This is a genomic window from Pseudomonas sp. Sample_10 (assembly GCF_004321495.1).
GTDB lineage: Bacteria > Pseudomonadota > Gammaproteobacteria > Pseudomonadales > Pseudomonadaceae > Aquipseudomonas.
In genome coordinates this window covers 1-26,094 of sequence record NZ_RCOE01000264.1, presented here as the reverse complement: position 1 = coordinate 26,094, position 26,094 = coordinate 1, and the positions used below count along the sequence as shown (strand labels likewise).

Genomic DNA, 26,094 nt, shown 5'->3' with positions numbered 1-26,094 from the left:
TCAAGCAATAGCTGTCCGGCGCTCCAACAGTTGCTCAAGCTCATTGAGCAACACATCACCACGCAACAACTCGTAATGCCCGCCCGCCAACAAGCGATCCACGCCGTGATGACCGACTTGCGCTTCGAACACCCGGCGCTCGTCATCACGCCCGGCCACCCACCAGCGATGCGCCGCCACCTGCACCGATGGCAATCGTCGTTGCGCCAGCGCCAGTTGTTTGAGCGATGAGCCGGTGGCGAAGATCTGCGTCAGCTCGCTCGCGCCCAACGCCGCGTTTTCGTTGGCACCGTGCATTGCCGCTTCAATCACCGCTGCGGCGCCTTCCCGTTCACTCAGGCCAGCGGCTTTCAAATCAATCAATGCTTCTGCGTCTTCAGACGGTTGACCGAGGACGAACTTCAGGAAGTCCGCCAAATCTTCGCGCCAGTCCCCTGCTTCCGCGGTGCCCGCCACGTAGCTGTCGACCAGTCCGGCAAACGCCACTGTTTGCCCTTGGTCTTCCAGTTCCCGAGCGACCAGTTGCGTCAACGCGCCCCCCAACGACCAGCCCAACAGGTAATACGGACCGTGCGGCTGTTGTGCACGAAGCCGTTGGGCGTAGGCCTGGGCCATCGCCAGCAGCGATTCGTCCTGCCACTGCGGATCAAGCAACATGCGGCATTGCAGGCCATACACCGTGCGCCGACCTTCCAGACGCCGGGCCAGCGGTTCATAGTCGAACACCGTGCCGAAACCGGCGTGCAGGCAGAACAGCGCCGGCACATTGGCGACCCGGCTATTGAGCGCCAACAACGGGTCTGGTGCTTTCGCGGGCTCGACTACCTGATAGCCACTGAGCTCGGCGATGCACGGTTTCTGCATCAAGTCGCGCAGTTTCAACTCAAAGCCCAACTGCGGCTGGCTGCGCACCCGCGAGATGACTTTGAGCACCTGCAACGAGTCGCCACCGAGTTCGAAGAAGTTGTCGTCGATGCCCACTTGCGGCACGCCGAGTACGTCTTGCCAGATCGCGGTCAACGCCTGTTCCAGCGCATTGCGCGGCGCGCGATAGCCGCCCAGCGCCCATTCCGGCTCGGGCAGTGCGCGGCGGTCGAGCTTGCCGTTGGCCGACAGCGGGAAACGCTCCAGCACGAGGATTCGCGCCGGCACCATGTAGTCCGGCATTTGCGCTTGCAGCTCGGCTTTCAAGCGACGGTCCAGCCCGACCGCAGCGCCAGCCACCACATACCCGACCAACTGCTTGCCGGTCGGCGTGTCGTGCACCACCACGGCGGCATCCTGCACGCCCACGCAATCGCGCAAGCGCGCTTCGATTTCGCCCGGTTCGATGCGGAAACCACGAATCTTCACTTGCTGGTCGAGTCGGCCGAGGTAGTCGATCAAGCCGCATTCACGCTGGCGCACCAGATCACCGGTGCGGTACATGCGGCCACCGGCCTCGAACGGATCGGGTATGAAACGCTCGGCGCTCATCCCCGGCCGCTGGTGATAACCCCGCGCCAGGCATTCGCCGCCCAGGTACAACTCACCACTGACACCCACCGGCAACGGATTGAGATCGGCATCGAGTATGTACAAGCCGCGCCCCGCGACGCCACGCCCAATCGGCGCATAGGCGGCATCGCAACGCTCGCTGGCCTCGGCACGCCACAGCAGCGGCGTGACCACGGTTTCAGTCGGACCGTAACCGTTGACCAGACGCTTCGGCCGCAAGGCACGCTTGACCTGTTCGAAACTCGCGTCCGGCACCGCATCGCCACCAAAGCAATACACCTCGACCGCCGGGGGATTGCCCAGACGCTCGGCCACTTCGGCCATCTGTTGCAGGTACGCAGGCGGGAAGCAGGCGACGGTGACGCTGTGCCGATGCAACACTTCCAGGGTTTGCTCCGGCGTCCACACGTTGTCCTCGCGGATCACCAGGCTGCCACCGGCCAGCATTACGCTCAGCCAACGCTCCTGGGCCCCGTCGAAGGCGAACGACATGAAGTGCAATTCACGGCTGCGGGTTGCCAGTTCGTAGAGATCGATGATGCCGCGGCAATGCCGGGCAATCGGCCCCCGCGACACGGCCACGCCTTTGGGTTGGCCGGTAGACCCCGAGGTGTAGATCAGGTACGCCAGGTGGCCGGGCAGCGGCTCGACAACCGGGCACTCGCTGCTGCCGGCAACGTTCAGTTGATCGAGCAACAAACGCGGCGGGCTGTCGGCCAACGTCAGGCGTTCACCGATGTCGCTGTCGCAAATCAACAGGCTCGCCGCTGAATCGCTGAGCATGTACGCCAGCCGTTCGGCCGGGTACGCGAGGTCCAGCGGCAGATACGCAGCGCCCGCCTTGAGCACCGCGAGGAACGCGACAAGGGTCCGTTCGGAACGCGGCAGCGCCACGGCCACCAGGTTTTCCGCGCCGATGCCGCGTGCGATCAGTTGCTGAGCCAGACCGTTGGCCTGTGCATCGAGATCGGCATAGCTGAGCTCCCGGTCCTCGCAGAACAACGCCATTTTCTGCGGCTGATGACGGACATGCTGATTGAACGCGAGCAATAGATCAGTGTTGTCGGCAGACTCGTGCGGCAGACTCAAACGCGCTTCGGGCAAGCCAATGTTGCCGAGCAAGCAGTCGGCATCCTCAGGCAATGCACGCAGCAACCCTTCCAGTTGGGCACGAATGCGCTCGACTTCCTGTTCGCTGAAGCGATCACGCAGGTACAGATATTCGACTTCCAGGCCTTCCTCGTTGGCGCTGACCATCAAGTCCATCGGGAAGTTGGTGACGCCGCCGCTGCCGACTTCGGCGAAGCGCAACTCGCCTTCCTCGCCACCGCGCAAGGCTCGGTCCACCGGATGGTTTTCAAAGACGATGATGCTGTCGAACAGCCCCTGGCCACCCTGCCCGGCCCAGCGCTGGACGTCGGACAACGGCGTGTGTTCGTAGTCGCGCACCGCCAGGTTGTAATCCTGCAGCTCACGCAGCCACTCACCGAGCGGCTGTTGCGGGTCGAGGGTCTGGATCACCGGCAAGGTGTTGATGAACAGGCCGAGCATGTCCTGGGCACCGGGCAAAGCGGTTGGACGCCCCGCCACCGTGGCGCCGAATGCCACGCTGCGCTGGCCGCTATGGCGCTGCAAGAGCAACAGCCAGGCGCCTTGCACCAGGGTGTTGAGGGTCACGCGCTGGCGCTTGGCGAAGCTGTGCAACTTGCGCGTCGCCTCGGCATTGAGGTCGCTGTACATCACGCCATGGCCGCAACCGCTGGCACCGGAGGCCTTGGCCAGAATGGTCGGTGCTTCCAGCAAGGCCAGACGCTCACGCCAGAAAGCTTCGGCCTGGGCATCATCCTGGCGTTGCAGCCAGGCGATGTAGTCGGCGTAGCGACCGGTCAGCGCCGGCAGGCTGTCGTGGTGGTACAGGCGCAGCATTTCGCCGAGCAGGCGCGAAGCACTCCAGCCGTCCAGCAGCAGGTGATGGTAGATCCAGATCATCTGGTAACGCGCTTCACCGAGGCGAACCAGAATGAAGCGCATCAGCGGTGGGCAGCTCAGGTCGAAGCCCTTGGCTTGCTCGGAATCCGCCAGTTCACTCAGCGCCAGCTCGGTGTCGCTACGCTCGCGCCAGTCAAGTTCTTCGATCGGCAACTCGACCTCGGCGAACACCGCTTGCAGCGGATCGGCCAGCCCATCGCGCCAGCGGAACGCCGCGCGCAGTACTTCGTGACGCTCGACCAGCGCTTGCCACGCCGCACGGAAACGCGGCACCTGCAAGCCGTCGACCGCCACGCTCAATTGGTTGACGTAGGGGTTGAGCTCCGGCGAATCGAGGCAATGGAACAGCATGCCCTGCTGCATCGGTGACAGTGGATACAGGTCTTGCAGCCCTGTACGAGCCGCTGCATCAATCTGCGGAACAAGGGCAAACGCCTCGACGGTCGGCGTGTCGACCAACGTAGCTTCACGACGGGTCGCCACGGCGGCGAGTGCACGGATGGTCTGTTGCTCAAACAACTGCTTCGGACTGAACACCAGCCCGCGCTGTCCGGCACGGCTCACCGCTTGCAGGGAAATGATCGAGTCACCACCCAGTTCGAAGAAATTCTCGGTGACGCCCAGCGAATCCACGCCCAGCAGCGCCTGCCAGATTTCTACCAGCAGCGCCTCGGCGGGCGATGCCGCTGCCACTTGATCGAGGCTCTGGCGCGAGGCTTGCGGCGCTGGCAAACCCTGACGATCGAGCTTGCCGTTCGGCGTCAGCGGCAGTGCCGCCAGGCACATCAGGTGCGCCGGCAACATGTGCGCCGGCAAGCGACTGCGCAGGTGCGCCGTCAGTGCCTCACGCAGGTCTTGTTCATCTGCCAACGGATCACGCGGCACCACGTAACCGACCAACTGGCGGCTGGTCGGGCCATCGCGGTCGATGACCAAGGCTTCACGCACGCCTTCGTGTTCCATCAGGCAGGCTTCGATTTCGCCGAGTTCGATACGGAACCCGCGAATCTTCACCTGCTGGTCGATGCGACCGAGGTATTCCACCACCCCGTCTGCGCGGAATCGTGCGAGGTCGCCGCTGCGATACAGACGCGCGCCCGGCACGAAAGGATCCGGCACGAAACGTTCGGCGGTCAGGTCCGGGCGCTGGTGATACCCCCGCGCCACGCCCTCGCCGCCCAGGTACAACTCGCCCGCCACGCCCACCGGCAGCGGCTGCAAGCCGCCGTCCAGAATATAGGCACTGCGGTTGCCAACGGGCCGGCCGATCGGCATGAACGCCGAGTCGAATTCGGTATCCGGATAGGCCAGCCAGATCAGTGGGGTGATCACCGTTTCGGTCGGGCCATAGCCATTGATCAGACGTTTGGGTTGCAGCACTTGCTGGACTTCATCGAAGGCATGCTTGGCCATGCCTTCACCGCACGGCGTGTAAGAGCGGATCGGCAAATCGCGCCCGGCTTCGCCCATGTAGTCAGCGATCTGCGCCAGGTAGCTCGGGGTGAAGCAGGCGATGGTGATGCGGTGTTTTTCGATCTCGGCGCAGGTGCGCTCCACGCTCCACAACTCGTCGTCGCGCGGCATCACCGCCGAACCGAACACCAGCGGGGTCAGCCAGCGTTCGTGGGCACCGTCGAAGCTGATCGAGGCAAATTGCAGTTCGCGGTCGTCCGGGGTCATGCCGTACAACTCGCCGATGGACAGGCAATGCATGGCCAGCGGACCGTGGGCCACGCTCACACCTTTCGGCCGCCCGGTGGAACCCGAGGTGTAGATCAGGTAGGCGAGGTTTTCACCGCAAGTCAGGTTGACCGGGTTGCTGTCGGCCATGGACTCCAGCGGCTCGCGGTCGATTTCCACTACCGCCAGGCCTTCGGGCAATGGCAGTTTTTCCCGCAGCCAGGATTGGCTGATCAGCAGCGAGATCCCACTGTCATCCATCAGGTAGCGCAGGCGTTCCGCCGGATACGCCGGGTCGAGCGGCACATATGCGCCGCCCGCCTTGAGGATCGCCAGCAGACCGACGATCATTTCCGGCGAACGCTGCATCGTCAGGCCGACCCGCACTTCGGGGCCAATACCGCGCCCGCGCAAATGGTGGGCCAAGCGGTTGGCGCGGCAGTTGAGTTGGTCGAAGCTCAGTTGCACATCGTTGAAAATCAGCGCCGTGGCATCAGGCCGGGCAACGGCCTGGGCCTCGATCAACTGATGCACGCACAGCGGGTTTTGCGCGACCTTGAACGGCGGGTTCCATTCCAGCAATTGCTGGGTGCGTTCGGGTGCGGTCAGCAGGTCCAGTTCACTCAACGCTGCCTGAGGCGTGGCAACCATTGCCGCCAACAACGCGGCCAGGTGCTCGCTCATGCGCACAATCGCCGTGCTGCTGAAGTGGCTGCATTGGTAACTCCAATGCAGGCTCAGCTGACTTTCGGCGGTGGCCGCCAGGGTCAGCGGGAAATTGGTGCGTTCGTGGTTGTGCGGGATCGAGAAGCTCAAACCGGCCGGCGCGCCCTGTTGCAAGGCCTCGGCCACCGGGAAGTTTTCGAACACCAGCAGGCTGTCGAACAGCGGCTCACCGGCACGCCCGGCCCAGCGCTGGATGTCACCGAGGGCGGTGAATTCGTGCTCGCGCAGTTCGAGGTTCTGCGCCTGCAAGCGGTTCAGCCATTGTTCGACGCTTTCCACCGCGTCGGGGCTGCTGATCACAGGCAAGGTGTTGATAAACAACCCGAGCTGGCTTTCGGCCCCCGGCAAGTCCACCGGACGCCCGGCCACAGTGGCGCCGAACGCCACGCTGCGTTGCCCGCTATAGCGTTGCAGCAACAGCGCCCACGCGCCTTGCACCAGGGTGTTGAGGGTGACTTTCTGCTGGCGGGCAAAGTCGCTGAAACGTTGGCTGGTGGCGACATCGAAGGTCTGGCGATGGTCGGCAAACTCCGCTGGCGAGGGCTGTTTGTTATCGCCATGCGCAAGGCTCTGAGACAACAGCGTCGGGTTGTCCAGGCTCGCCAGTTGCCCGCGCCAGAAGGCCTCGTCTGCCTCGGCATCCTGACGTTGCAGCCAGCCGATGTAGTCGGCAAAACGTCCGGTTGGCGCGGGCACTTCCTGGCCGGCATAACGCTGCAAGACTTCGCTGAGCAACAGCGAATTGCTCCAGCCGTCGAGCAACAGGTGATGGTGGGTGTAGATCAGTTGCTGACGCTCGTCATCCAGGCGCACCAGCGTCAAACGCATCAACGGCGCTTGAGTTGAATCCAGTTGCAGGCGTTCGCTGTCGATCAGTTGCGCCAGCGCTTCGACCTGATCGTCGCGATCACGCCAGTCAAGGCAGGTCATCGGCAACTCAAGATGACGATGGACCACCTGCACTGGCGCTTCGAAACCCTGTGGGAAGTGAAAGCTGCTGCGCAGGATCGCATGACTGTCGAGCACCGCTTGCCACGCCCGGCCCAATCGTTGCGCATCAAGGCCGCGTACCTCGACGCTGAGCTGGTTGACATAGGCGCCGGACGCCGACTCAAAGAGGCTGTGGAACAGTAAACCGGCCTGCATCGGCGACAGCGGATACACGTCTTCGATGTGCCCCGACGGCACCGGCAACCCATCAAGTTGCGCTTGGCTCAGCCGCGCCAGCGGGAAGTCCTCCGGGGTCACGCCGCCCGCACCGTCGCTCAGGCAATGGTCGATCAGCGCCAACAGCTCAGCACGGAAATCGATCGCCAGAGCTTCAATGTCGCGCAGGTCGAAGCATTCACGGCTGAAGGTCCAATCGAGTTTCAATTCGCCGCCGTAGACCTGGCCGTCCACGGACAGCCAGTTCGGCAACGGCGCATCCGCCGATTGCGCGGCACCGCTGGACTCCTTGGCCGGGGAGAACAAGGCGTCCTCGGCAAAGCTCTGGTCGAACTGGCCGAGATAATTGAACGTCACCCGCGCCTGGGGCAGCGCGACCAATGCCGATTGCGCCGCAGCATCGCCCATGTAGCGCAGCAGGCCGTAGCCCAGGCCTTTGCCTGGAACTTCGCGCAGTTGCTGTTTGATCGCCTTGATCGAAGCGCCGAGCTCGGCGGTCGGCGTCAGGCGCACCGGGAACAGGCTGGAGAACCAGCCAACGGTGCGGGTCAGATCGATATCGTCGAACAGTTCTTCGCGGCCATGGCCTTCGAGCTGGATCAGCGCCGATGCGTGGCCGGTCCAACGGCTGAGGGTGCGGGCCAGTGCGGTGAGCAGCAGGTCGTTGACTTGGGTGCGGTAGGCCGCGGGTGCCCGTTGCAGCAATTGGCGAGTCTGATCGCGGTCCAGGCCGATGCTCACGCCCTGGCGCAGATGCCCGGCCTGACTCGCTTGCGGGTTGGCTGCCGGCAGCGAATCGCTGGCCCCGGCCAGTTGCGCCTGCCACCAGTGCAGTTCGGCGGCGGCGGTTTCAGAGCGTGCGTAAGCGTCGAGCTTGTCGGCCCAGGCCTGGAACGCGCTGGTTTTTGGCGGCAATGCTTCACCTTGATAGGCGGCCTGCAAATCTTCCAGCAACACCCGCCACGAAACCCCGTCCACCGCCAGGTGATGGATCACCAGCAGCAACCGTTGCGATCCGTCGGCCTGGGCGATCAGCGCCACTCGCAGCAGCGGCCCGTCCTGCAGGCTGAGGCTGCGCTGGGCTTCGTCGCACACCGATTCGAGCGAGGCATCGCTGGCGACGCGGGCGGTCCAGAGCATGTCGATGACGTCGGCGCTGTCGGCACCGACATAACGCGCCGACCATTGGCCGTCGACCTGACTGAAGCGCAGACGCAGGGCATCGTGCTGTTTGAGCACACGCTGCAAGGCGCTTTGCAGACGCGGCAGTTCAAGCGTTTCGCGCGGTGTCAGCAACACCGCCTGGTTCCAGTGAGCGCGTTGCGGGATCGGCTCGGCGAAGAACCAGCGCTGTATCGGCGTGAGTTTTTGCACGCCATCCACCGCCCCCTGTTGCGCCGACGGTGCTGCTTGTTCCTTGACCACGGCGGCCAAGGCTTGCAGGGTTTGCTGCTGGAACAGGTCGCGCGGTTGCAGGCTCAGGCCGGCGCGGCGAGCACGGCTGACCACCTGGATCGAGATGATCGAGTCGCCGCCCAGCTCAAAGAAGTTGTCCTGACGCCCGACCTGTTCAACGCCCAGCACGTCCTGCCAGATCTGCGCCAGCACCTGCTCATGGGCACTGCGCGGTGCTTCGAATGCGCGCTGGCTGACCTGCGCGGTCGGCGCCGGCAGGCGTTTGCGGTCCAGCTTGCCGTTGGGGCTCAGGGGCATTTGCTCGATCAGCACCGTCTGTGCCGGCACCATGTAATCCGGCAGGCTGCCGAGCAAATGGCTTTTCAGGCTTTCACGCCACACGCCCTGCCGTTCGGCATCGGCGTCGACCAAGGTACGCTGCTGCGGCACGATGTAGGCCACCAGTTGCTTGCCGCTCGGGCCGTCGAGGGCCAGCACCACGGCTTCCTGCACACTGGCATGTTCTTGCAGGCGCGCTTCGATTTCCCCGAGTTCAATGCGCAGGCCACGGATTTTCACCTGGTGATCGATGCGTCCGCAGTAGTCGATGGCGCCGTCGGCGCGGTAACGCGCCAGGTCGCCGGTGCGGTACAAACGCTCGCCGCTGCCGAACGGGTCGACCACAAAACGCTCGGCGGTCAGCGCGCCGCGACGGTGGTAACCGCGGGCCAGACCGACACCGCCGAGGTACAACTCACCCACCGCGCCCAGCGGCAATGGTTGCAGTTCGCTGTCGAGGATACAGGTGCGCAGGTTGGCGATCGGGCGGCCGATCGGCACGCTGTCGCGGCCCTCTTCGACACAGGTCCAGTGAGTCACGTCGATGGCCGCTTCGGTCGGGCCATACAGGTTGTACAGGTTGGCTCGGGGCAGGCTGCGCAGGGTCTGGCGTTGCAGCTCCATCGGCAGCGCTTCACCGCTGCAAATGATCCGGGTCAGCGAGGTGCAGACCAGCGCTTCATCAGCGCCAATGAACGCCGAGAGCATCGACGGCACGAAGTGCAGCGTGGTGATCGACTGCTCGACGATCAACGCGGCAAGGCGTTGCGGGTCGCGATGCTCACCCGGTGCGGCGATCACCAGCGTGGCGCCTTTCATCAGCGGCCAGAAAAACTCCCACACCGACACGTCGAAACTGAACGGGGTCTTTTGCAGCACGCGGTCCGACGGTTGCAGGTTGTAGGCCTGCTGCATCCATTCGATACGGTTGTGCAACGCCACATGGCGGTTGCCCGCGCCTTTTGGCTTACCGGTGGAACCGGAGGTGTAGATCATGTAGGCGAGGTTTTCCGCCACGGCGATGTTCGGCAGATCGCTGCCCGGCAGATCGCTCAGCCAATCGGCTTCGGCGTGCAGGCACAAGGTGCGCACGGTGTCCGGGGTCGGCAATTGAGACAGCAAATGCTCCTGGGTCAGCAACAGCGAAATACCGCTGTCTTCGATCATGTAGCTCAGGCGATCGCGCGGATACTCCGGGTCCAGCGGCACATAGGCGCCACCGGCCTTGAGAATCGCCAACAGGCCGACGACCATTTCCAGCGAACGCTCGCAAGCGATCCCGACGATCACTTCCGGGCCGACACCCTGCGCGCGCAAGTGATGGGCCAGGCGGTTGGCGCGCAGATTCAGCTGTGCATAACTCAGGGTCTGGCCCTGGAACACCAGCGCCGTCGCTTGAGGATTTTCAAGCACCCGCGCTTCGAAGTGCCGTTGCACACAGACTTCGCCCGGATACTCCTGAGCGGTGTCGTTGAGCTCGTCGAGGATACGCAGGCGCTCATCGGCATCCAGCAGTGGCAATGCGGCCAGCGGGGTTTGCGGGTTTGCCAGCACGCCGGCCAGCAAGTTGCGCCAATGCCGGGCCAGTGTTTCGATGCGCTCGGCGTCGAACAGGTCGGTGGCGTAGGTCAGGCTGGCGAACAGTTGGTCACCCTGTTCCTGGGTGTCGAGTTGCAGGTCGAATTGCGTGGTCTGCGCCGTGGCGTTCAACGCCTCGACCCGCAGCCCCGCCAGCAAACCGCTGACCGCTGCCGGCCGGGCTTGCTGGTGGTTGAACATCACCTGGAACAGCGGGCTGTGGCTGAGGCTGCGCTCGCCTTGCAGCGCCTGCACCAGACGCTCGAACGGCAAGTCCTGGTAATCCTGGGCATCCAGCGAAGTGACGCGGGTCTGCTCCAGTAACTGGCTGAACGGCAGGCGTCCGTCGAGTTCGGCGCGCATCACTTGGGTGTTAACGAAGAAACCGATCAGGCCACGGGTTTCGCTGCGATTACGGTTACCGATCGGCACACCGATGCGCAGGTCGGCTTGGCCGCTGTAGCGATAGAGCAAGGCCTGGAAACTGGCCAGCAACAGCATGAACGGCGTCACGCCGCGTTGTTTGGCCAGGGTCAGCAGACCGCTGGCCAAGTCCGCGTCGAGGGCGAAGTCCAGTCGCGCACCAAGCTGGCTCGGCTGGGCCGGGCGCGGGCGATCGGTCGGTAGTTCCAGCAGCGGCTGTTCGCTGCCGAGTTTTTCACGCCACCAGTTCAGTTGCCGTTCCAGCTCCCCCGCTTCCATCCAACGCCGTTGCCACGCGGCGTAATCCGAATACTGGATCGGCAACCCTTGCAGTTCTGCGTCCAACCCTTGGCAATGGGCGGCATACAGTCGGGAAAACTCTTCAATCAATACCCCCATTGACCAGCCATCGGTGACGATGTGGTGCAGGGTCAGCACCAGCACATGATCCTCGGCATCCAGTTGCAGCAGGCTGACACGCAACAATGGGCCGTGCTGCAAATCGAATGGGCGGGCGATCTCCTGCTCGACTTTTTTCATTGCACATTCGAAGCGTTGCGCCGCAGGTTCATCGCGCAAATCGTGCTGCTCGATAGCCAATGAAGTGAACGTCGCCAAGGATTGCAGCACCTGGCCGTCATCCTCGACAAAACGGCTGCGCAGGCTTTGGTGCCGTTCCAGCAACCGGTCAAAACTCTGTTGCAGGGCCTCTACATTCAACGGTCCATGCAGACGCAGGGCCGCGGGAATGTTGTAGGCCGAACTCTGTGGATCGAGTTGCCAGAGGAACCATTGGCGCTGCTGCGCGTAGGACAGTTCAAAGTGCGCTGGCGGCTCGACGGCGGCTGGAATCGGCAGTTGACCGAAGCTCACACCCTGCTCTTGCATCTTGCTCAAAAACTCGCGGCGCTTGTCGGCAGGCAGGCCGGCGAAGCGGGTGGCGATACGCATGGCGGTGCTGTGTTCCATCAGTTGATCTCCATCTCGTCGAGAAGCGACTCAAGCGCATCCAGACGTGCATCGTTGTCAGTCGGGGCTTGTTGCGAGGCCATGGCGGCGTAAGCCTGAAGGTCGTGGCTTTCGAACAGCGCGCGCAACGGCAGCTCGATGCCCAATTCCAGTTCCACGCGGGCATTGGCCTGGGCGGCGAGCAGCGAGTGCCCGCCCAATTCAAAGAAGTTGTCGCGCCGCCCGATCTGCGCCACGCCCAGCACGTCGACCCAGATCGCCGCCAGTTGCTGTTCGAGTTGGCCCTCGGGGGCTTCGAACGGTCGCTGCCAGTCTTCGGCATCCGGCAGCGGCAAAGCCTTGCGGTCGAGCTTGCCGTTGCTGGTCAGCGGCAAGTCGTCGAGCAGCAGCCAGTGGCTTGGCACCATGTAGTCCGGCAGGTCGACCTTGAGCGCGGCGCGCAGGTTGTCACGCCAGGCAATCGGGTCATGCGGGGTTTGCTCGGCGACGACATAGGCGCAGAGCTGCGGCCCGGCGTCAGCGGTGTACACGCTCAACACCGCCTGGCGAACGCCGGGTTGCGCCAGCAGCGCGGCTTCGATCTCGCCCAGTTCGATGCGGAAACCGCGGATCTTCACTTGCTGGTCGATGCGCCCGAGGTAATCGATGCTGCCGTCGGCACGTTGGCGCGCCAGGTCGCCACTGCGATAGAGCCGTTGCGAAGCGTCGAACGGGCTCGGTACAAAGCGTTCGGCGGTGAGGCCGAAACGTCCGTGATAACCCCGCGCCAGACCGGCGCCAGCGATGTACAGCTCGCCTGCCACCCCCACCGGCACCGGTTGTAACTGGCTGTCGAGCAAGTACCAGCGCAGGTCGCGGATCGGCAGGCCGATCGGGCTCTGGGCCTTGCCGTCGAGGTCCGCCAGGCGAATCGCGCGATAGGTCACGTGCACGGTGGTTTCGGTGATGCCGTACATGTTCACCAGCGTCGGCTGTTGATCGCCGAAGCGTTCGAACCACGGGCGCAAGCTCGCCACTTCCAGCGCTTCGCCACCGAAGATCACCTGACGCAGCGCCAGATCGCGTGCGCTGGCGCAGGCAATCGGCAGCAGCTGGCGGAACGCGGTCGGGGTCTGGTTCAACACCGTCACCCCTTGATCGCAGAGCAAGCGGTGGAATGCCTGCGGCTCACGGCTGATGTAGTACGGCACGATGACCAGGCGCCCGCCGGTGCACAGCGAACCGAACAGCTCCCACACCGAGAAATCGAACGCGTAGGAATGGAACAAGGTCCAGACATCGTCCGGACCGAAGTTGAACTGTTCGGCGGTGGCCGTCAGCAAGCGCCCGACGTTGCCATGGCTGAGCAAAGCGCCTTTCGGGCGACCGGTGGAGCCGGAGGTGTAGATCACGTAGGCAAGATTGTCCGCCGTCGCCAGCGGCGCCAGGTTGTCGGCGCTGTAAGCGTCCAGTTGCATCGCGCCCAGGTCGAGCACCTGCACGCCATCACGTGCCGGCAAACCGTCGATCAAGTGAGACTGGGTCAACAGCAGCGCAATGCCGCTGTCGTCGATCATGTAGCTCAAGCGCTCGGCGGGGTATTGCGGATCGAGCGGCACATAGGCGCCACCGGCCTTGAGAATCGCCAGCAGACCGACCACCAGCGGCAGCGCCCGCTCGGTGGAGATGCCCACGCGCACTTCCGGCCCGACACCCTGCTCGCGCAGCTTGCGCGCCAGGCGGTTGGCCTGGGCGTTGAGCGCGGCGTAGGTCAGGTGTTCGCCCTCAAAAACCAATGCAATCGCGTCCGGCCGTTGCGCGGCTTGCGCTTCGAACAACTGATGCAAGGTCGGCGATGGCGCTTGCAGCTGGAACGCCGGGTTCCAGTGCTCGATCAAAGCGTCGTAATGCGAGGCTTGCAGCAACGGCAGTTCGGCGACGCGCTGCTGCGGATCGGCCACCACCGCACGCAGCAGGTTCAGCCATTGCTCGGCGAAACGCTGCATCGAGGCTTCGTCGTACAGATCGCTGGCGTAGGTCAAGCTGGCGTCCAGTGTGTCGCCTTGTTCCTGGGTATCGAGCACCAGATCGAATTGTGCGGTGTGCTGTTGCCAGTGCAAGCGCTCGACCTGCAAACCGCCGACCACCCGCTCGACGCTCGCGCCCAACTGTTGCTGGTGGTTAAAGAGCACCTGGAACAGCGGGCTGTGGTTGAGGCTGCGGTCGGGCTGCATGGCATCGACCAATTGCTCGAACGGCAAGTCCTGATGAGCCTGGGCATTCAGTGCCGTTTGTTTGACCTGTTGCAGCAAGGCACTGAACGGCTGTTGCCCGTCGATCTCGGCACGCAGCACCTGGGTGTTGATGAAGAAGCCAATCAGGCCTTCGGTTTCGATCCGCGAACGACCGGCGCTCGGCACGCCGACGCTGATGCCCGACTGCCCGCTCTGGCGGTGCAGCAAGGCCTGCAAGCTCGCCAGCAGCAGCATGAACAAGGTCACTTGCTGCTCCTGCGCCTGCTCACGCAAACCGGCCAGCAGTTGCCGATCGACGTTGAGCATCAGGCTGGCACCGCGCCCGCTGCGACGGGCCGGACGGCTCAGTTCGCTCGGCAGTTCCAGCGGTGCCTGGCTGCCGTCCAGTTGCTCGCGCCACCACGCCAGTTGCCGGGCGCCCTCACCCGCTTCCAGCCAGTCGCGCTGCCAGCGGGCATAGTCGCTGTAAGCCACCGGCAAGCTGTTGAGGTCAGGCGCGCAGCCCTCGATGGCCGCCTGATACAAAGCACTGAATTCATCGACCATGACCTGCATCGACCAGCCGTCGGCGGCGATGTGGTGCACGGTCAGCACCAGTACATGCTCTTCGGCGCTGACTTGCAGCAGCAACGCTCGCCACAGCGGACCGGTGCGCAGGTCGAACGGCTGGGCAATTTCTTCGGCCAGCGCATCGCTGAGCGCCGACTCAACAACTGGTCGCTCGCTCAACTGCAACGCCAGTTCGGCGTGCACCAACGGGCGGGCATGCTGACCGTCCTGTTCGAAGGTCGTGCGCAGGGTTTCGTGACGGGCCTGCAAGTGCAGGAAGGTTGCACGTATTGCGTCGCGGTTCAACGGCCCTTTCAGGCGCAGTGCGGCCGGGATGTTGTAGGCACTGCCGTGCGGGTCCAGTTGCCAGAGAATCCACTGGCGCTGCTGGGCGTAGGACAGAACTCGCGGCTGATCGGCCGCCGCAGGTTGCAGTGGCGGCTGAGCGCTGATTTCGGCAAGTGCCGCACGCTCGGCAAACTCCGAGAGACTCGCAGCGGAAAACAGGCTGCTCACCGACAGTTCGATGTTCAGTTGCTGACGCACCCGCGAAATCACTTGCAGTACCCGCAACGAGTGGCCACCCAACTCGAAGAAGTTGTCGTCGCGGCCCACTTGTTCCACTTGCAGCACGTGCTGCCAGATCTGCGCCAGCTGCGATTCCAGCCCTTCCAGCGGTGCGACGAAGGCCCGTTGTGCAGCACTGGCTTCAACCCTTGGCAAGGCCTTGCGGTCGAGTTTGCCGTTGTTGTTGAGTGGCAGATTGTCGAGCAGGAGCAAATGGCTCGGCACCATGTATTCCGGTAGCGACTGGCGCAGAACCGACCTGAGCGCTTGCAGGTATTGTGTCTCGGACGTAACCGCGCCACTGGCGACGATGTACGCCACCAGTTGCGTACCGTCCTGGGCGATGACCGCCGCTTCACGTACCTCGTCCCGAGCTTGCAGGCAGGCTTCGATCTCGCCCATCTCGATGCGCAACCCGCGAATTTTCACCTGATGGTCGATGCGCCCGACGTAATCCAGATCGCCCTGGGCGTTATAGCGCGCCAGGTCACCGCTGCGGTACAGCCGCGCCCCCGGTTCACGGGCAAACGGGTCGGGCAGAAAGCGTTCGGCGGTCAGCGCCGGGCGGTCGAAATAACTTTGCGCCAGGCAGGCCGGAGCTCCGATGCACAACTCGCCGACGCCATCGGCGGGCAGCAGTTGACCCGCCGAATCCAGCACATACAGCGCACGACCGGGGATTGCACGACCAATCGGGATACCGAACGCATCGCTGGCATCTTGCAGTTGGCAATCGTGCACGCTGGAGACCACGGTCGCTTCAGTCGGACCGTAGGTATTGAGCAAACGCACAGGGCTCAGACCAGCCTGATGCCACAGGCGTAAACCCTCCACCGACATGGCTTCGCCGCCGACGTGCACCTGGCGCAAATCACCAAGGTTACGCACCACGCCACTGGCGCATTCGCGGGCCAGCAGGAACCAGTAGGCCGCCGGCAAGTCGGCCACGGTGACGCCTTGGGCGACGATTTGCGCGGCCAGCCGGCCGGCGTCCCACAAGTCGTCACCGCGCATGATCAACGCCGCGCCGACGCACAGCGCCGGGTAGCACTGCTCGACGAAACCGTCGAAGCTGAAGGTCGCGAATTGCAGCACGCGGTCGGCGGCCGACAACCGCGAATAATCGGCGGCGGTCTGGCAAAACTCGCGCAGCGCACCGTGGGCAATCGCCACGCCTTTGGGCCGGCCGGTGGAACCGGAGGTGTAGATGATGTAGGCCAGATCCTCGGCAACGACATGGCTTGGTGGATCGTTGGCCGGGTAGCCTGCGGTTTCATCAAGGCTCAACAGGCGCAGATGCACTGGCAGCGGCAAATCGTCCAGCAGGCCGGGTTCGCACAGCAGCACCTCAAGGCGGCTGTCTTCGATCATGTAGCCCAGGCGTTCGGCCGGGTATTTCGGGTCCAGTGGCACATAGGCCGCGCCGCTTTTCAGTACCGCGAGCAAACTGACAATCAACTGTGGACCGCGCCGCAAGGCCAGGCCGATACGTTTGCCGGGGCCGGCGCCGTTGTCGATCAGACGATGAGCCAGGCGGTTGGCCTGGGCATTGAGTTCGCCGTAGCTCAGGAATTGGCCATCGACCTGCAATGCCAGCGCATCCGGAGCGGCAGCGGCTTGCGCGGCAATTCGCTCGTGAGCCAAAAGCCCTGTGGATAACTCGACCATTGCCGGTTGACTGATGGCGAGCAACGCGTGCTTGCCTGCGATATCGAGCAGTTCCAGCTCTCCCAGTGCCATTTCCGGCGCTGCCACGAATTGCCTCAGCAGGTGCTGCAGATTGGCTGCGAGCTGCGCCACCTGAGCGGCACTGAAACGCGCCGCGTCATAGCTGAAATCGACACTCAACGCTTCGCCCAGCTCGACGCCGAGGGTCAGCGGATAGTGGGTGCGTTCATGGTTATGCAGGTTGCCGAACGACAACCCGGCCGGCGCACCCTGCTTCAGGGCTTCGGCGACGGGGAAGTTTTCGAACACCAGCAGGCTGTCGAACAACGTCGAACCCTGTTGCCCCGCCCAGCCTTGAATGTCGTACAGCGGCACGTGCTCGAACTCGCGCATCGCCAGGTTCAGGCCTTGCAGTTCACCCAACCACTGGCTGACGCTCTGGTCGGGCTTCATCGAGCACACCAGCGGCAGCGTGTTGATGAACAGCCCCAGTTGCTCTTCGATGCCCGGCAGCGGTGCCGAACGCCCGGCCACCGTGGCACCGAACACCACGCAATCCTGACCGGTGTAACGTTGCAGCAACAGGCTCCACACCGCTTGCAGCACGGTGTTGAGGGTGACTTTTTGCTGGCGGGCGAACTCGGCCAGCTGTTGGGTTGCGCGACTGTCGAGGGTCACGCGAAGGTCCTCGCTACCCTCGACGCCGACGGGTGGGCGCAGGGCTTCGGCCAGCATCGTCGGTGTGTGCAGAGGTGCCAGCGCAGCTTTCCAGAACTGCTCGCCAGCGTCGGCCGATTGCTGTTGCAACCAGCCGAGGTAATCGCGGTACTGCCCCGTCGGCGCCGGCAGCGATTGCTCGCCTGCGTAATGCTCGATCACTTCGGCAAGCAACTGCGCGTTGCTCCAGCCATCCATCAGGATGTGATGGCTGGTGTAGATCAGGTGCCAGGCGTCGGTGCCGGTACGCACCAGTTTCAAGCGCAACAGCGGCGCGCAACCCAGTTCGAAACCTCGTGCCCGTTCGGCATCGGCCAGTGCGTCGGTGTCGGTCGCTTCAAGCACCTCGAGCGGCAGCGTCACCTGCCAGGCAATCGCCTGATGCGCGACGTCGAGCCCCTGCCAATGGAAGCTGCTGCGCAGAATGTCGTGACGTTCGACCGCGGCCTGCCAGGCGCGGCTGAAACGCTCGACGTCCAGGCCACCGATGTCCAAACGCAACTGACTGATGTAGGCGCCGACCTGCGGCTCGTGCAGGGTGTGGAACAACATGCCTTGTTGCATCGGCGACAGCGGATACAAGTCTTCCAGCGTCGAGACGCAGAGCGGCAACCCATCGAGTTGCGCCTGATCGATCTGCGCCAACGGGAAGTCCGACGGCGTGGCCTGCGCCACTTCAAGCACGCAGCAATGATCGATCAGTGCGTTGAGCTGCAACGTGTACTCGTCAGCCAGACGCTGGATGGTCGCGGTGTCGAACATCTCGCGGCTGAAACCCCAGCTCAGGGACAACTCGCCGCCGTAGACCTGGCCTTCAACCACCAGCCAGTTGCCGAGCGGCGCCGTGGGGTCCTGCGCCACACCGTTGCCTTCAGTGGACGGCGTGAACAACGCGCCTTCATCGAACTGCCGGTCGAACTGCCCCAGATAGTTGAAGGTGATGCGCGGTTGCGGCAACGCCGCCAGTGCATCGCGTACGGGCTTCGAGCCGAGATAACGCAGCGCGCCGTAGCCCAGGCCTTTGTCCGGCACGTTGCGCAATTGCTCCTTGATGGTTTTGATCGACGCGCCGAGATCGGCGCGGGGTTTCAGGTTGACCGGGAACAGGCTGGTGAACCAGCCGACAGTGCGGGTCAGGTCGATCTCATCGAACAGGTCTTCGCGGCCATGACCTTCAAGCTGAATCAACGTGCTGCCCTGCCCGCTCCAGCGGCAAACGGCGCGGGCCAGTGCGGTCAGCAACAGGTCGTTGACCTGGGTGCGGTAAGCCGCCGGCGCCTGTTGCAGCAGCTTGCGGGTTTTCTCGCTGTCGAGTTTGAGTTCGAGCTTTTGCTCGTAGCGGTTTTCCAGCGCAGCGTTCGGGCGCTCGCACGGCAGCTCATTTGACGCGTCTTGCAGTTGGCCCTGCCAGTGGCCGAGGTTGCGTTCGAAGGCCGGCAGATGCTCCTGCAAACGTGCGACCCAACGCTGATAGGTGCTGGTTTTCGCCTGCGCGGTACCGCCGTTGTAGAAGTGCTGCAAATCTTCCAGCAGCACGCGCCAGGAAACACCGTCCACCGCCAAGTGGTGGATAACCAACAGCAAACGTTCTGAGCCATCGGCCATCGCAACCAGCATTGCCCGCAGCAACGGTCCGTCGTGCAGGTCGAGGCTGCGCTGGGCTTCATCGCACAAGGCGTTGAGCTGACCGACCGATTGCGCCTTGCGCTGCCACAACACCGACTGCGTGGTCGGCGCGGCGTAGGTTTGCAGCCAGGCGTTTTCTGCCTGTGCATAACGCAGGCGCAAGCTGTCGTGTTGAGTCAGCAATTGCTCCAGGGCACGCTCCAGCACTTCGACATTCAACGCCACCCGCGGTACCAGCAGCAGCGACTGGTTCCAGTGCTGACGCTCGGGGATCTCTTGTTCGAAAAACCATTGCTGTACCGGGGCCAGTGCCACTTCGCCAACCGCCGGACCTTGATCGATCTGCGATAGCCCGCCAGTGCGTGCCGCTTGAGCGAGGCTGCGGATGGTCTGGTGCTGGAACAAGTCCTTGGGGCTGAGCACGATCCCGGCCTGCCGCGCACGGCTGACCACTTGCATTGAAACGATAGAGTCGCCGCCCAGCTCGAAAAAGTTGTCTTCCAGGCCGACGCTGTCGATGGCCAGCACGTCTTGCCAAATGGCCGCTAGGGATTTTTCCGATTCGCTACGAGGTGCAACGTGTTCGCGTTGTTGCGTAACGCCATCAATCGCCGGCAACGCCTTGCGGTCGAGTTTGCCGTTAGGGGTCAGCGGCAGATGTTCGAGGAACAGCAGGAACGCCGGGACCATGTAGTCCGGCAAATGCTGACGCAGCGCCGCTTTCAATGTCTCGCGCAGGATCGCTTGCGCATCGGCATCGACGACCAGTGCCACGTCACTCGGCACGATGTACGCCACCAACTGCTGACCGCTGAAACCGTCCTGCGCCAACACCGCCAGCTCTCTCACGGCGTCCTGCTGCAACAACCGCGCTTCGATTTCTCCCAGCTCGATACGGAAACCACGGACCTTGACCTGATGGTCGATGCGGCCCACGTATTGCAGAGTACCGTCGGCCTGATACCGGGTCAGGTCGCCGGTGCGGTACAGGCGTTCGCCAGTGCTGGAAAACGGGTTGGGTACGTACTTTTCAGCGGTCATGCCGGCCCGTGCGAGGTAGCCGCGCGTGATCCCGGCACCGCTCAGGTACAGCTCGGCGGACACGCCTTGCGGCACCGGTTGCAGGTCGGCATCGAGCAGATAGCTGGCGGTGTGCTTGAGCGGCCGGCCGATGTTGGCGCGGCCAGCGGTCTCGCGGCGGGTCCAGGTCGAATAAGTGGTGTCTTCCGACGGGCCGTACAGGTCGTAGACATGCTCGACGCTCGCTTGCCGGTACAACGCCTCCACCAGGCTTTGCTTGAGCGGCTCACCGGCCAGGTTGATGATGCGCACGCTCGGCGGGATCTGCCCGTCGCGTTGCAGCGCATTGATCGCCGAAGGCACGGTGTTGATCAACCGCACCTGATCCCGGGCCGGCAGTTGCGGCAGCTCCAGGGCATTGCGGGCGATGATCAGCGAACCGCCGTTGGCCAGGGTGACGAACAACTCCCACACCGACAGATCGAAGCACACCGAGGTCGAGGCCAGCACGCCCTGGATGTCTTCGCGGCTGTAAACCGATGCGGACCAGTCGATCAGCGCCAGCACGTTACGGTGGGCGATGGCCACGCCCTTGGGTTTGCCGGTGGAGCCGGAGGTGTAGATCACGTAGGCCAGGTTGTCCGGCGTGACACGGGTGATCGGGGCATCGCTCGGGTAATCGGCCAGGCCTGTCGCTATGCCATCGAGCATCAGCAATTGGGATGCGGCCTGCACGATCAGGGTCTTGGCCACGTCCTGTTCGGTCAACAGCAGCAGCGCGCGGCTGTCTTCCAGCATGTAGGCGACACGCTCGGCCGGGTAATCCGGGTCGAGCGGTACGTAGGCACCGCCAGCCTTGAGTACCGCGAGCAAGGCCACCAGCAGCTGTTCGGAGCGCTGCATTGCCACGCCGACGCGGATTTCCGGGCCGACGCCCAGTTCGATCAGTTTGTGTGCCAGGCGATTGGCTTGCTGGTCGAGTTCGCTGTAGGTCAGGCGTTTGTCCGCAAAGGTCACGGCCAATGCATCAGGGCTTTCGGACACTTGCTTGCCGATCATCTGATGAATGCACAAATCTTCGGCGAAGCGTTCATCGGCGCGGTTCCAGTCGTGCACGATGCGCTGGTATTCAACCTGTTCCAGCATCGGCAAATCACTGATGCGTTGCTGTGAATCGCCGGCCATGCCTTGCAGCAAGCGCGTCCAGTGTTGCGCCATGCGTGCGATGGTCGTGGCGTCAAACAGGTCGTTGGCGTAGGTCAATGCGGCGTGCAGCTTTCCCGCCTTTTCATAGGTATCGAGGGTCAGGTCGAACTGGGTGGTGCGCCCTTGCCACTCGATCATGCCCAGCGCCAAACCGGAGGCGGTAGTGACGCTGCTGATGTCGGCAACCTGCGGCTGGTGGTTGTACATCACCTGGAACAGCGGCGTATGGCTGAGGCTGCGTTCCAGTTTCAAGGCTTCGACCAGTCGCTCGAACGGCAAGTCTTGATGAGCCTGTGCGCCAAGGGCCGTTTCCTTGATGCGATGCAGCAGTTCGTCGACCCGAGTCTGGCCGTCCAGTTGCGTGCGCAGCACCTGGGTGTTGACGAAGAAACCGATCAGGCCTTCGATTTCGCCGCGGTTGCGGTTGGCAATCGGCACACCGACGCGGATGTCGCGCTGGCCTGTGTAGCGTTGCAGGAGCACGTTGAACGCGCCGAGCAGCAGCATGAACAACGTGACGTTGTGCCTCTGTGCAGTGGCGCGCAGTTGCTCGGCGAGGTGCTCGTCGACGGCGAACTCGTAGCGGGTGCCACGATGACTCGGCATTGCCGGGCGCGGATGATCCAGCGGCAATTCCAGCACCGGGTGTTCGTCGCCCAATTGTGCCTGCCAGTATTCGAGCTGCCGCGCTTGCTCGCCCGCCTCCAGCCAGCGCCGCTGCCACAAGCCGTAGTCGCTGTATTGGATCGGCAATGGCGCCAGTTGCGGTTGCGTACCGGCATCGAAAGCGTCGTAGCAACGGATGAATTCATCGATCAGCACGTTCATCGACCAGCCATCCGAGACGATGTGGTGCAGGGTCAACAGCATGACGTGTTCCTGCTCGGCGAGTTTGAGCAAGGTGACACGCAGCAGCGGCCCCGTGCCCAGGTCGAACGGCAACACCGATTGCCGCTCGGCGGCTTGTGCCACGGCTTGCTCGCGCTCATTGGCCGGCAAGCTGCAGAAATCGACGTGTTCGATCACCAGCGGCGCCGTCGCCGGCACTTGCAGCAGGCTGTCGTCGGGCTGCGGTGCAAACACCGTTCGCAGGGTTTCGTGACGCGCCACCAGGCTGGCGAAGGCCTGTTCCAGCGCCGCCAGATTCAGACGACCGCTCAGGCGCACCGCACCGGGCAAGTTATACGCACCGCTTTGCGGGTCCAGTTGCCAGAGAAACCACATGCGTTGCTGGGCGTACGACAGCGCCTGGCGATCCTCGGCGTCGACGCCGGCAGGAATGGGAAAACGGGCGAAATCAACGCCCTCCTTGTGCAAGGCCGCGAGGAACACCTGGCGCTTTTCCAGGGGCAACCCGATAAACCGGCGAGCAAGTTTCAAGGAGTCTTCAGCATTCATTTCTTGGTATCCGGATCAGTGGCGGGAAGCACAAAGGCACGTCGTCCCTATAAAACGAATGCAGACCGGAAAAATTAGCGAATGAGAACAACTATCAGAAGGGAGATAAAACGAGGGCGATAACAGAAAACTGACCAACCCAAAACCGGTAGGAGCAAAGCTTGCTCGCGATAGCGGTGTGACATCCGACATGGATATCGCCAGTCACACTGCCATCGCGAGCAAGCTTTGCTCCTACAGAATCGGGGTCAGGCAGTGACGGCCATAGCGTGTCGTCGATGATGAACGTCAAGCTGATCCTTGATCACCTTGAGTACCTTGGCTTCATGCTCATGAATGAAGAAGTGCCCGCCAGCGAGCATGTCTAAGGAAAAGCTGCCGTGGGTTTCCTTGCTCCAGCCGATCAACTGCTCGGTGGTCGCTCGGTCTGCCTTGCCGCCGAGTACGTGCACCGGACACTTGAGCAGTGGTCGCTGGATCGGCTCGAAACGTCCGCAGAGCTGGAAGTCGGCGCGCAGGATCGGCAGTGTCAGGCTCATCAGTTCCTGATTGGCCAGCACTTCTTCGCGGGTGCCATTGAGGCTGCGCAGTTGCTCGATCAATTCGGCATCGGTTTTCGGCTCGGCAAAACCACGGTCGTATTCCAGACGCATGGTTGGCGCCGCGGTGCCGGAGGCGAACAAGGCCACCGGTTCCGCAACGCCCAGCGAACGAAACGCATGGGCCATCTCACAGGCGAGCAAGGCACCCAGGCTATGGCCGAACAAGGCATACGGTGCCTTGAGCATGGCTTTTTGTTCGTGGGCCAATTGCAGGGCCAGGCGGCGCATGTCGGTGTGCAACGGCTCGCCGTAGCGCGCGCCACGCCCCGGCAATTCCACCGGTTGCAGCTTGATCCACTCCGGCAGTTTGCGCCGCCAGCGGCTATAGACCATGGCGCTCGCGCCAGAATAAGGCAGGCACAGCAAAGTCAGCGGGGTCACCGGACGTACCTCAAAAGTTGTCTGTTCAGAGAACGGATGAAGTACGCCTGGAATTAGTCGCCGATCAAATGCCTACAGATGTCAGGCCCATTCCAGCGCCGGCAAGCCAAAGGCGCCCGGCTTGAAGGATTTGAGCGTACGAAGAATGCCATCGGCGTGTGCGTATTTTTCATCGGCCATGGCCGCGTCCGGAATCGCGATCGCGGTCATCCCCGCTGCCTTCGCCGCCGTGACACCGAACGGTGAATCTTCGAACACCAGGCAATCCCGGGGAGCAACGCCCAGGCGCCGCGCGGCAGTCAGAAAGATATCCGGTGCAGGTTTGGCCGCGCCCACGTCCGGGTCATCGGCGGTGACGATGAAATCGAACAAGGCGAACCAGTCGCGATGCAACGTGGTTTTCTGACCGAACGACTGGCTCGAAGAACTGGTGCCGACGGCAATCGGAATGTTGTGCGCCTTCAGATGCCGAACCAACTCCTGTGCGCCAGGCATTGCCTGCGCTGTAGGAAAACGCTCGCGCATCAGCGGTTCGCGGATCACCAGGAATTCCTCGGCACTGATCGGCAGCTCCAGCGCCTCGACCACGTAGCGCGCCAGATCACCCGCGCCACGACCGATGATGTTCTGCTTGTGGCTCCAGTCGAAAGTTCGCCCATAGCGTGCAGCGATCAGAGCCGTGACTTCGGTGTAAATGCCCTCGGTGTCCAGCAACAAGCCGTCCATATCGAAAATCACGGCCTTGATCGGGCCGAATTCTTTCAGCGGTGCATTCATCGCATCTGATCCGTATTGAACGATATCCCAGGCGGCTCAGGTGCGGCCGTTCCGTGATGGATTAAAGGTTTCAGCAGCATAGCGAGCGTGGCAGCCCCAGGGCAACGGGCAAAACCCGCCTCATGACGAAGCGGCGACACTGATTTGGCGATTCGCCCTACAGAAAACTCCAATTTTCCCGACTTCTTTCGCACCTGATCCAACGCAAAGTTTCCCGCCTATTTCTCCAGGCGAAACCCCGCGAATGTTTGATCCAGACAAGCTGCTGGCCTTGAACAACACCATCGGCCTGCTGGTGGTCGCTGCCATGAACCCGCAGCGACCGGACGTCGAAGCGGTGCTCGGTGATTTCCGCCTCTGCCTCAACGACTATCAATCCTGGGCGGAAAATTTCTGGACTGGCGGGACACTGACTGTCGAGCAAGTGTTCAAGGTCGGCAACGAAGTCCGCCTGAGCGCCCCGAAAAACTCCACCACCCCCGTCAGTTCCACGGTTGCCACGTGCCCCGCCAGCGGCCCGTTGACCCTGGTGCACATGTTCGAAGCCGCGCGCTTCGTGCCCATCGGCAATACCCCGGTCAAGCTCGAACCGTTGATATCCGAAGGTGCCGACGGCGCGAAATACGGCGAGCCGATCCATCAAACCATTGGCCCGAGCGGCATCCTCAAAATCCCTGATTGCTGGCGTGGCAAGCGCTACCGCATCACTTTTTTTCCCAACGTAACCCGCGAACACGTCAAAGCGCTGTACGACTCTTACCAGGACGTTGTCGGTGAGTTGGAAGGCTGGCTGCGCAACGAATGGACCCTCGAGTTTGAACCGCAGTGGAGCCACTTTTCCGAGGCGGATTTCATCCAGCGCTACGGCCTGTTGCAGCAAGCGGACTGGCTTGGGTTCGAGAAAACGCTGCAGGGTCTATGGGATGACGTGAAGCAGGTCTTTGCCCTGATGGCCGACCTGCAGGCCAACAGTGAAAAACTCCTTCAATACCTGAGCGAAGTCGAACTCGCCACGCTGCTGAACGCCTCGGCTGAAGCGATCGCCAACGTGTTGCTGGTGTTGAGCGACGAGCCGTTGATGTTCATTCATCTGGCGGCCTTTACCAGTTGGCTGAGGATGTTGCCGCCGCAGTACATCGCTGAAGTCGTGGCGCAAATTCGTACAGAGTTGTTGATCAGTTTCCTGCTCGTGCGCTTGACCGGTCCTGCCGGCCTGGGTCTCGGCATCAGCACCAAGGTGCTGGCGAAGATCAAGTCCGAACGCACCCGACAATGGCTCGCAGCAGCAGGTTTGCGCCTGGCCGAACTGGCCCGCCGATCTGATCTGTCCAGACACGCGGGCGCTCTCAAACCCGTGGTGATCAATGTCCGCAACGCGCCCCTGAAACCCGCGCCTGCGGTGCCAATGCGCATCAGCCCGACAGGGTCGGCAGATGTGCTGGTGGACAACCCCGTCGCCATCGCTCGTAACAAGTCCGCAGCCATGACCCGTCTGGCTCGCCAGGAACATCGGGATGATGTCCCTGCGCAAGCGAAAAACCCCAACGGCGACAGCGCCGACGCCGCCGACCGCACCGCCACCCATG

At 63.0% G+C, this 26,094-nt stretch carries 4 protein-coding genes and 1 pseudogene; 1 reads left to right on the top strand and 4 read right to left on the bottom strand.

Annotated elements, in window-relative coordinates; translation table 11 throughout:
- From D8U18_RS25450 to D8U18_RS25435, 4 genes are all read right to left on the bottom strand, one after another.
- Entirely contained in the window at positions 1 to 11,763 is an 11,763-nt protein-coding gene (locus D8U18_RS25450; RefSeq protein WP_131108861.1) for a non-ribosomal peptide synthetase, read from the bottom strand.
- Positions 11,763 to 22,748, bottom strand: coding sequence for a non-ribosomal peptide synthetase (locus tag D8U18_RS25445; RefSeq protein WP_131108860.1), 10,986 nt, complete (start codon positions 22,746 to 22,748; stop codon positions 11,763 to 11,765). Before D8U18_RS25445 ends, D8U18_RS25450 begins: the two co-directional genes overlap by 1 nt.
- Before the next feature lie 248 nt (positions 22,749 to 22,996).
- Positions 22,997 to 23,731, bottom strand: coding sequence for an alpha/beta fold hydrolase (locus D8U18_RS25440; protein WP_056854883.1), 735 nt, complete (start codon positions 23,729 to 23,731; stop codon positions 22,997 to 22,999).
- 81 nt (positions 23,732 to 23,812) lie between these two features.
- Positions 23,813 to 24,508 carry an HAD-IA family hydrolase gene (locus tag D8U18_RS25435; RefSeq protein ID WP_131108858.1) on the bottom strand — a complete coding sequence of 232 codons (696 nt, stop codon included), beginning with the start codon at positions 24,506 to 24,508 and terminating at the stop codon, positions 23,813 to 23,815.
- 244 nt (positions 24,509 to 24,752) lie between these two features.
- Here D8U18_RS25435 and D8U18_RS25430 point away from each other — a divergent pair.
- Positions 24,753 to 26,094 (top strand): annotated as a pseudogene (locus tag D8U18_RS25430) (type IV secretion protein Rhs); the annotation flags it as partial.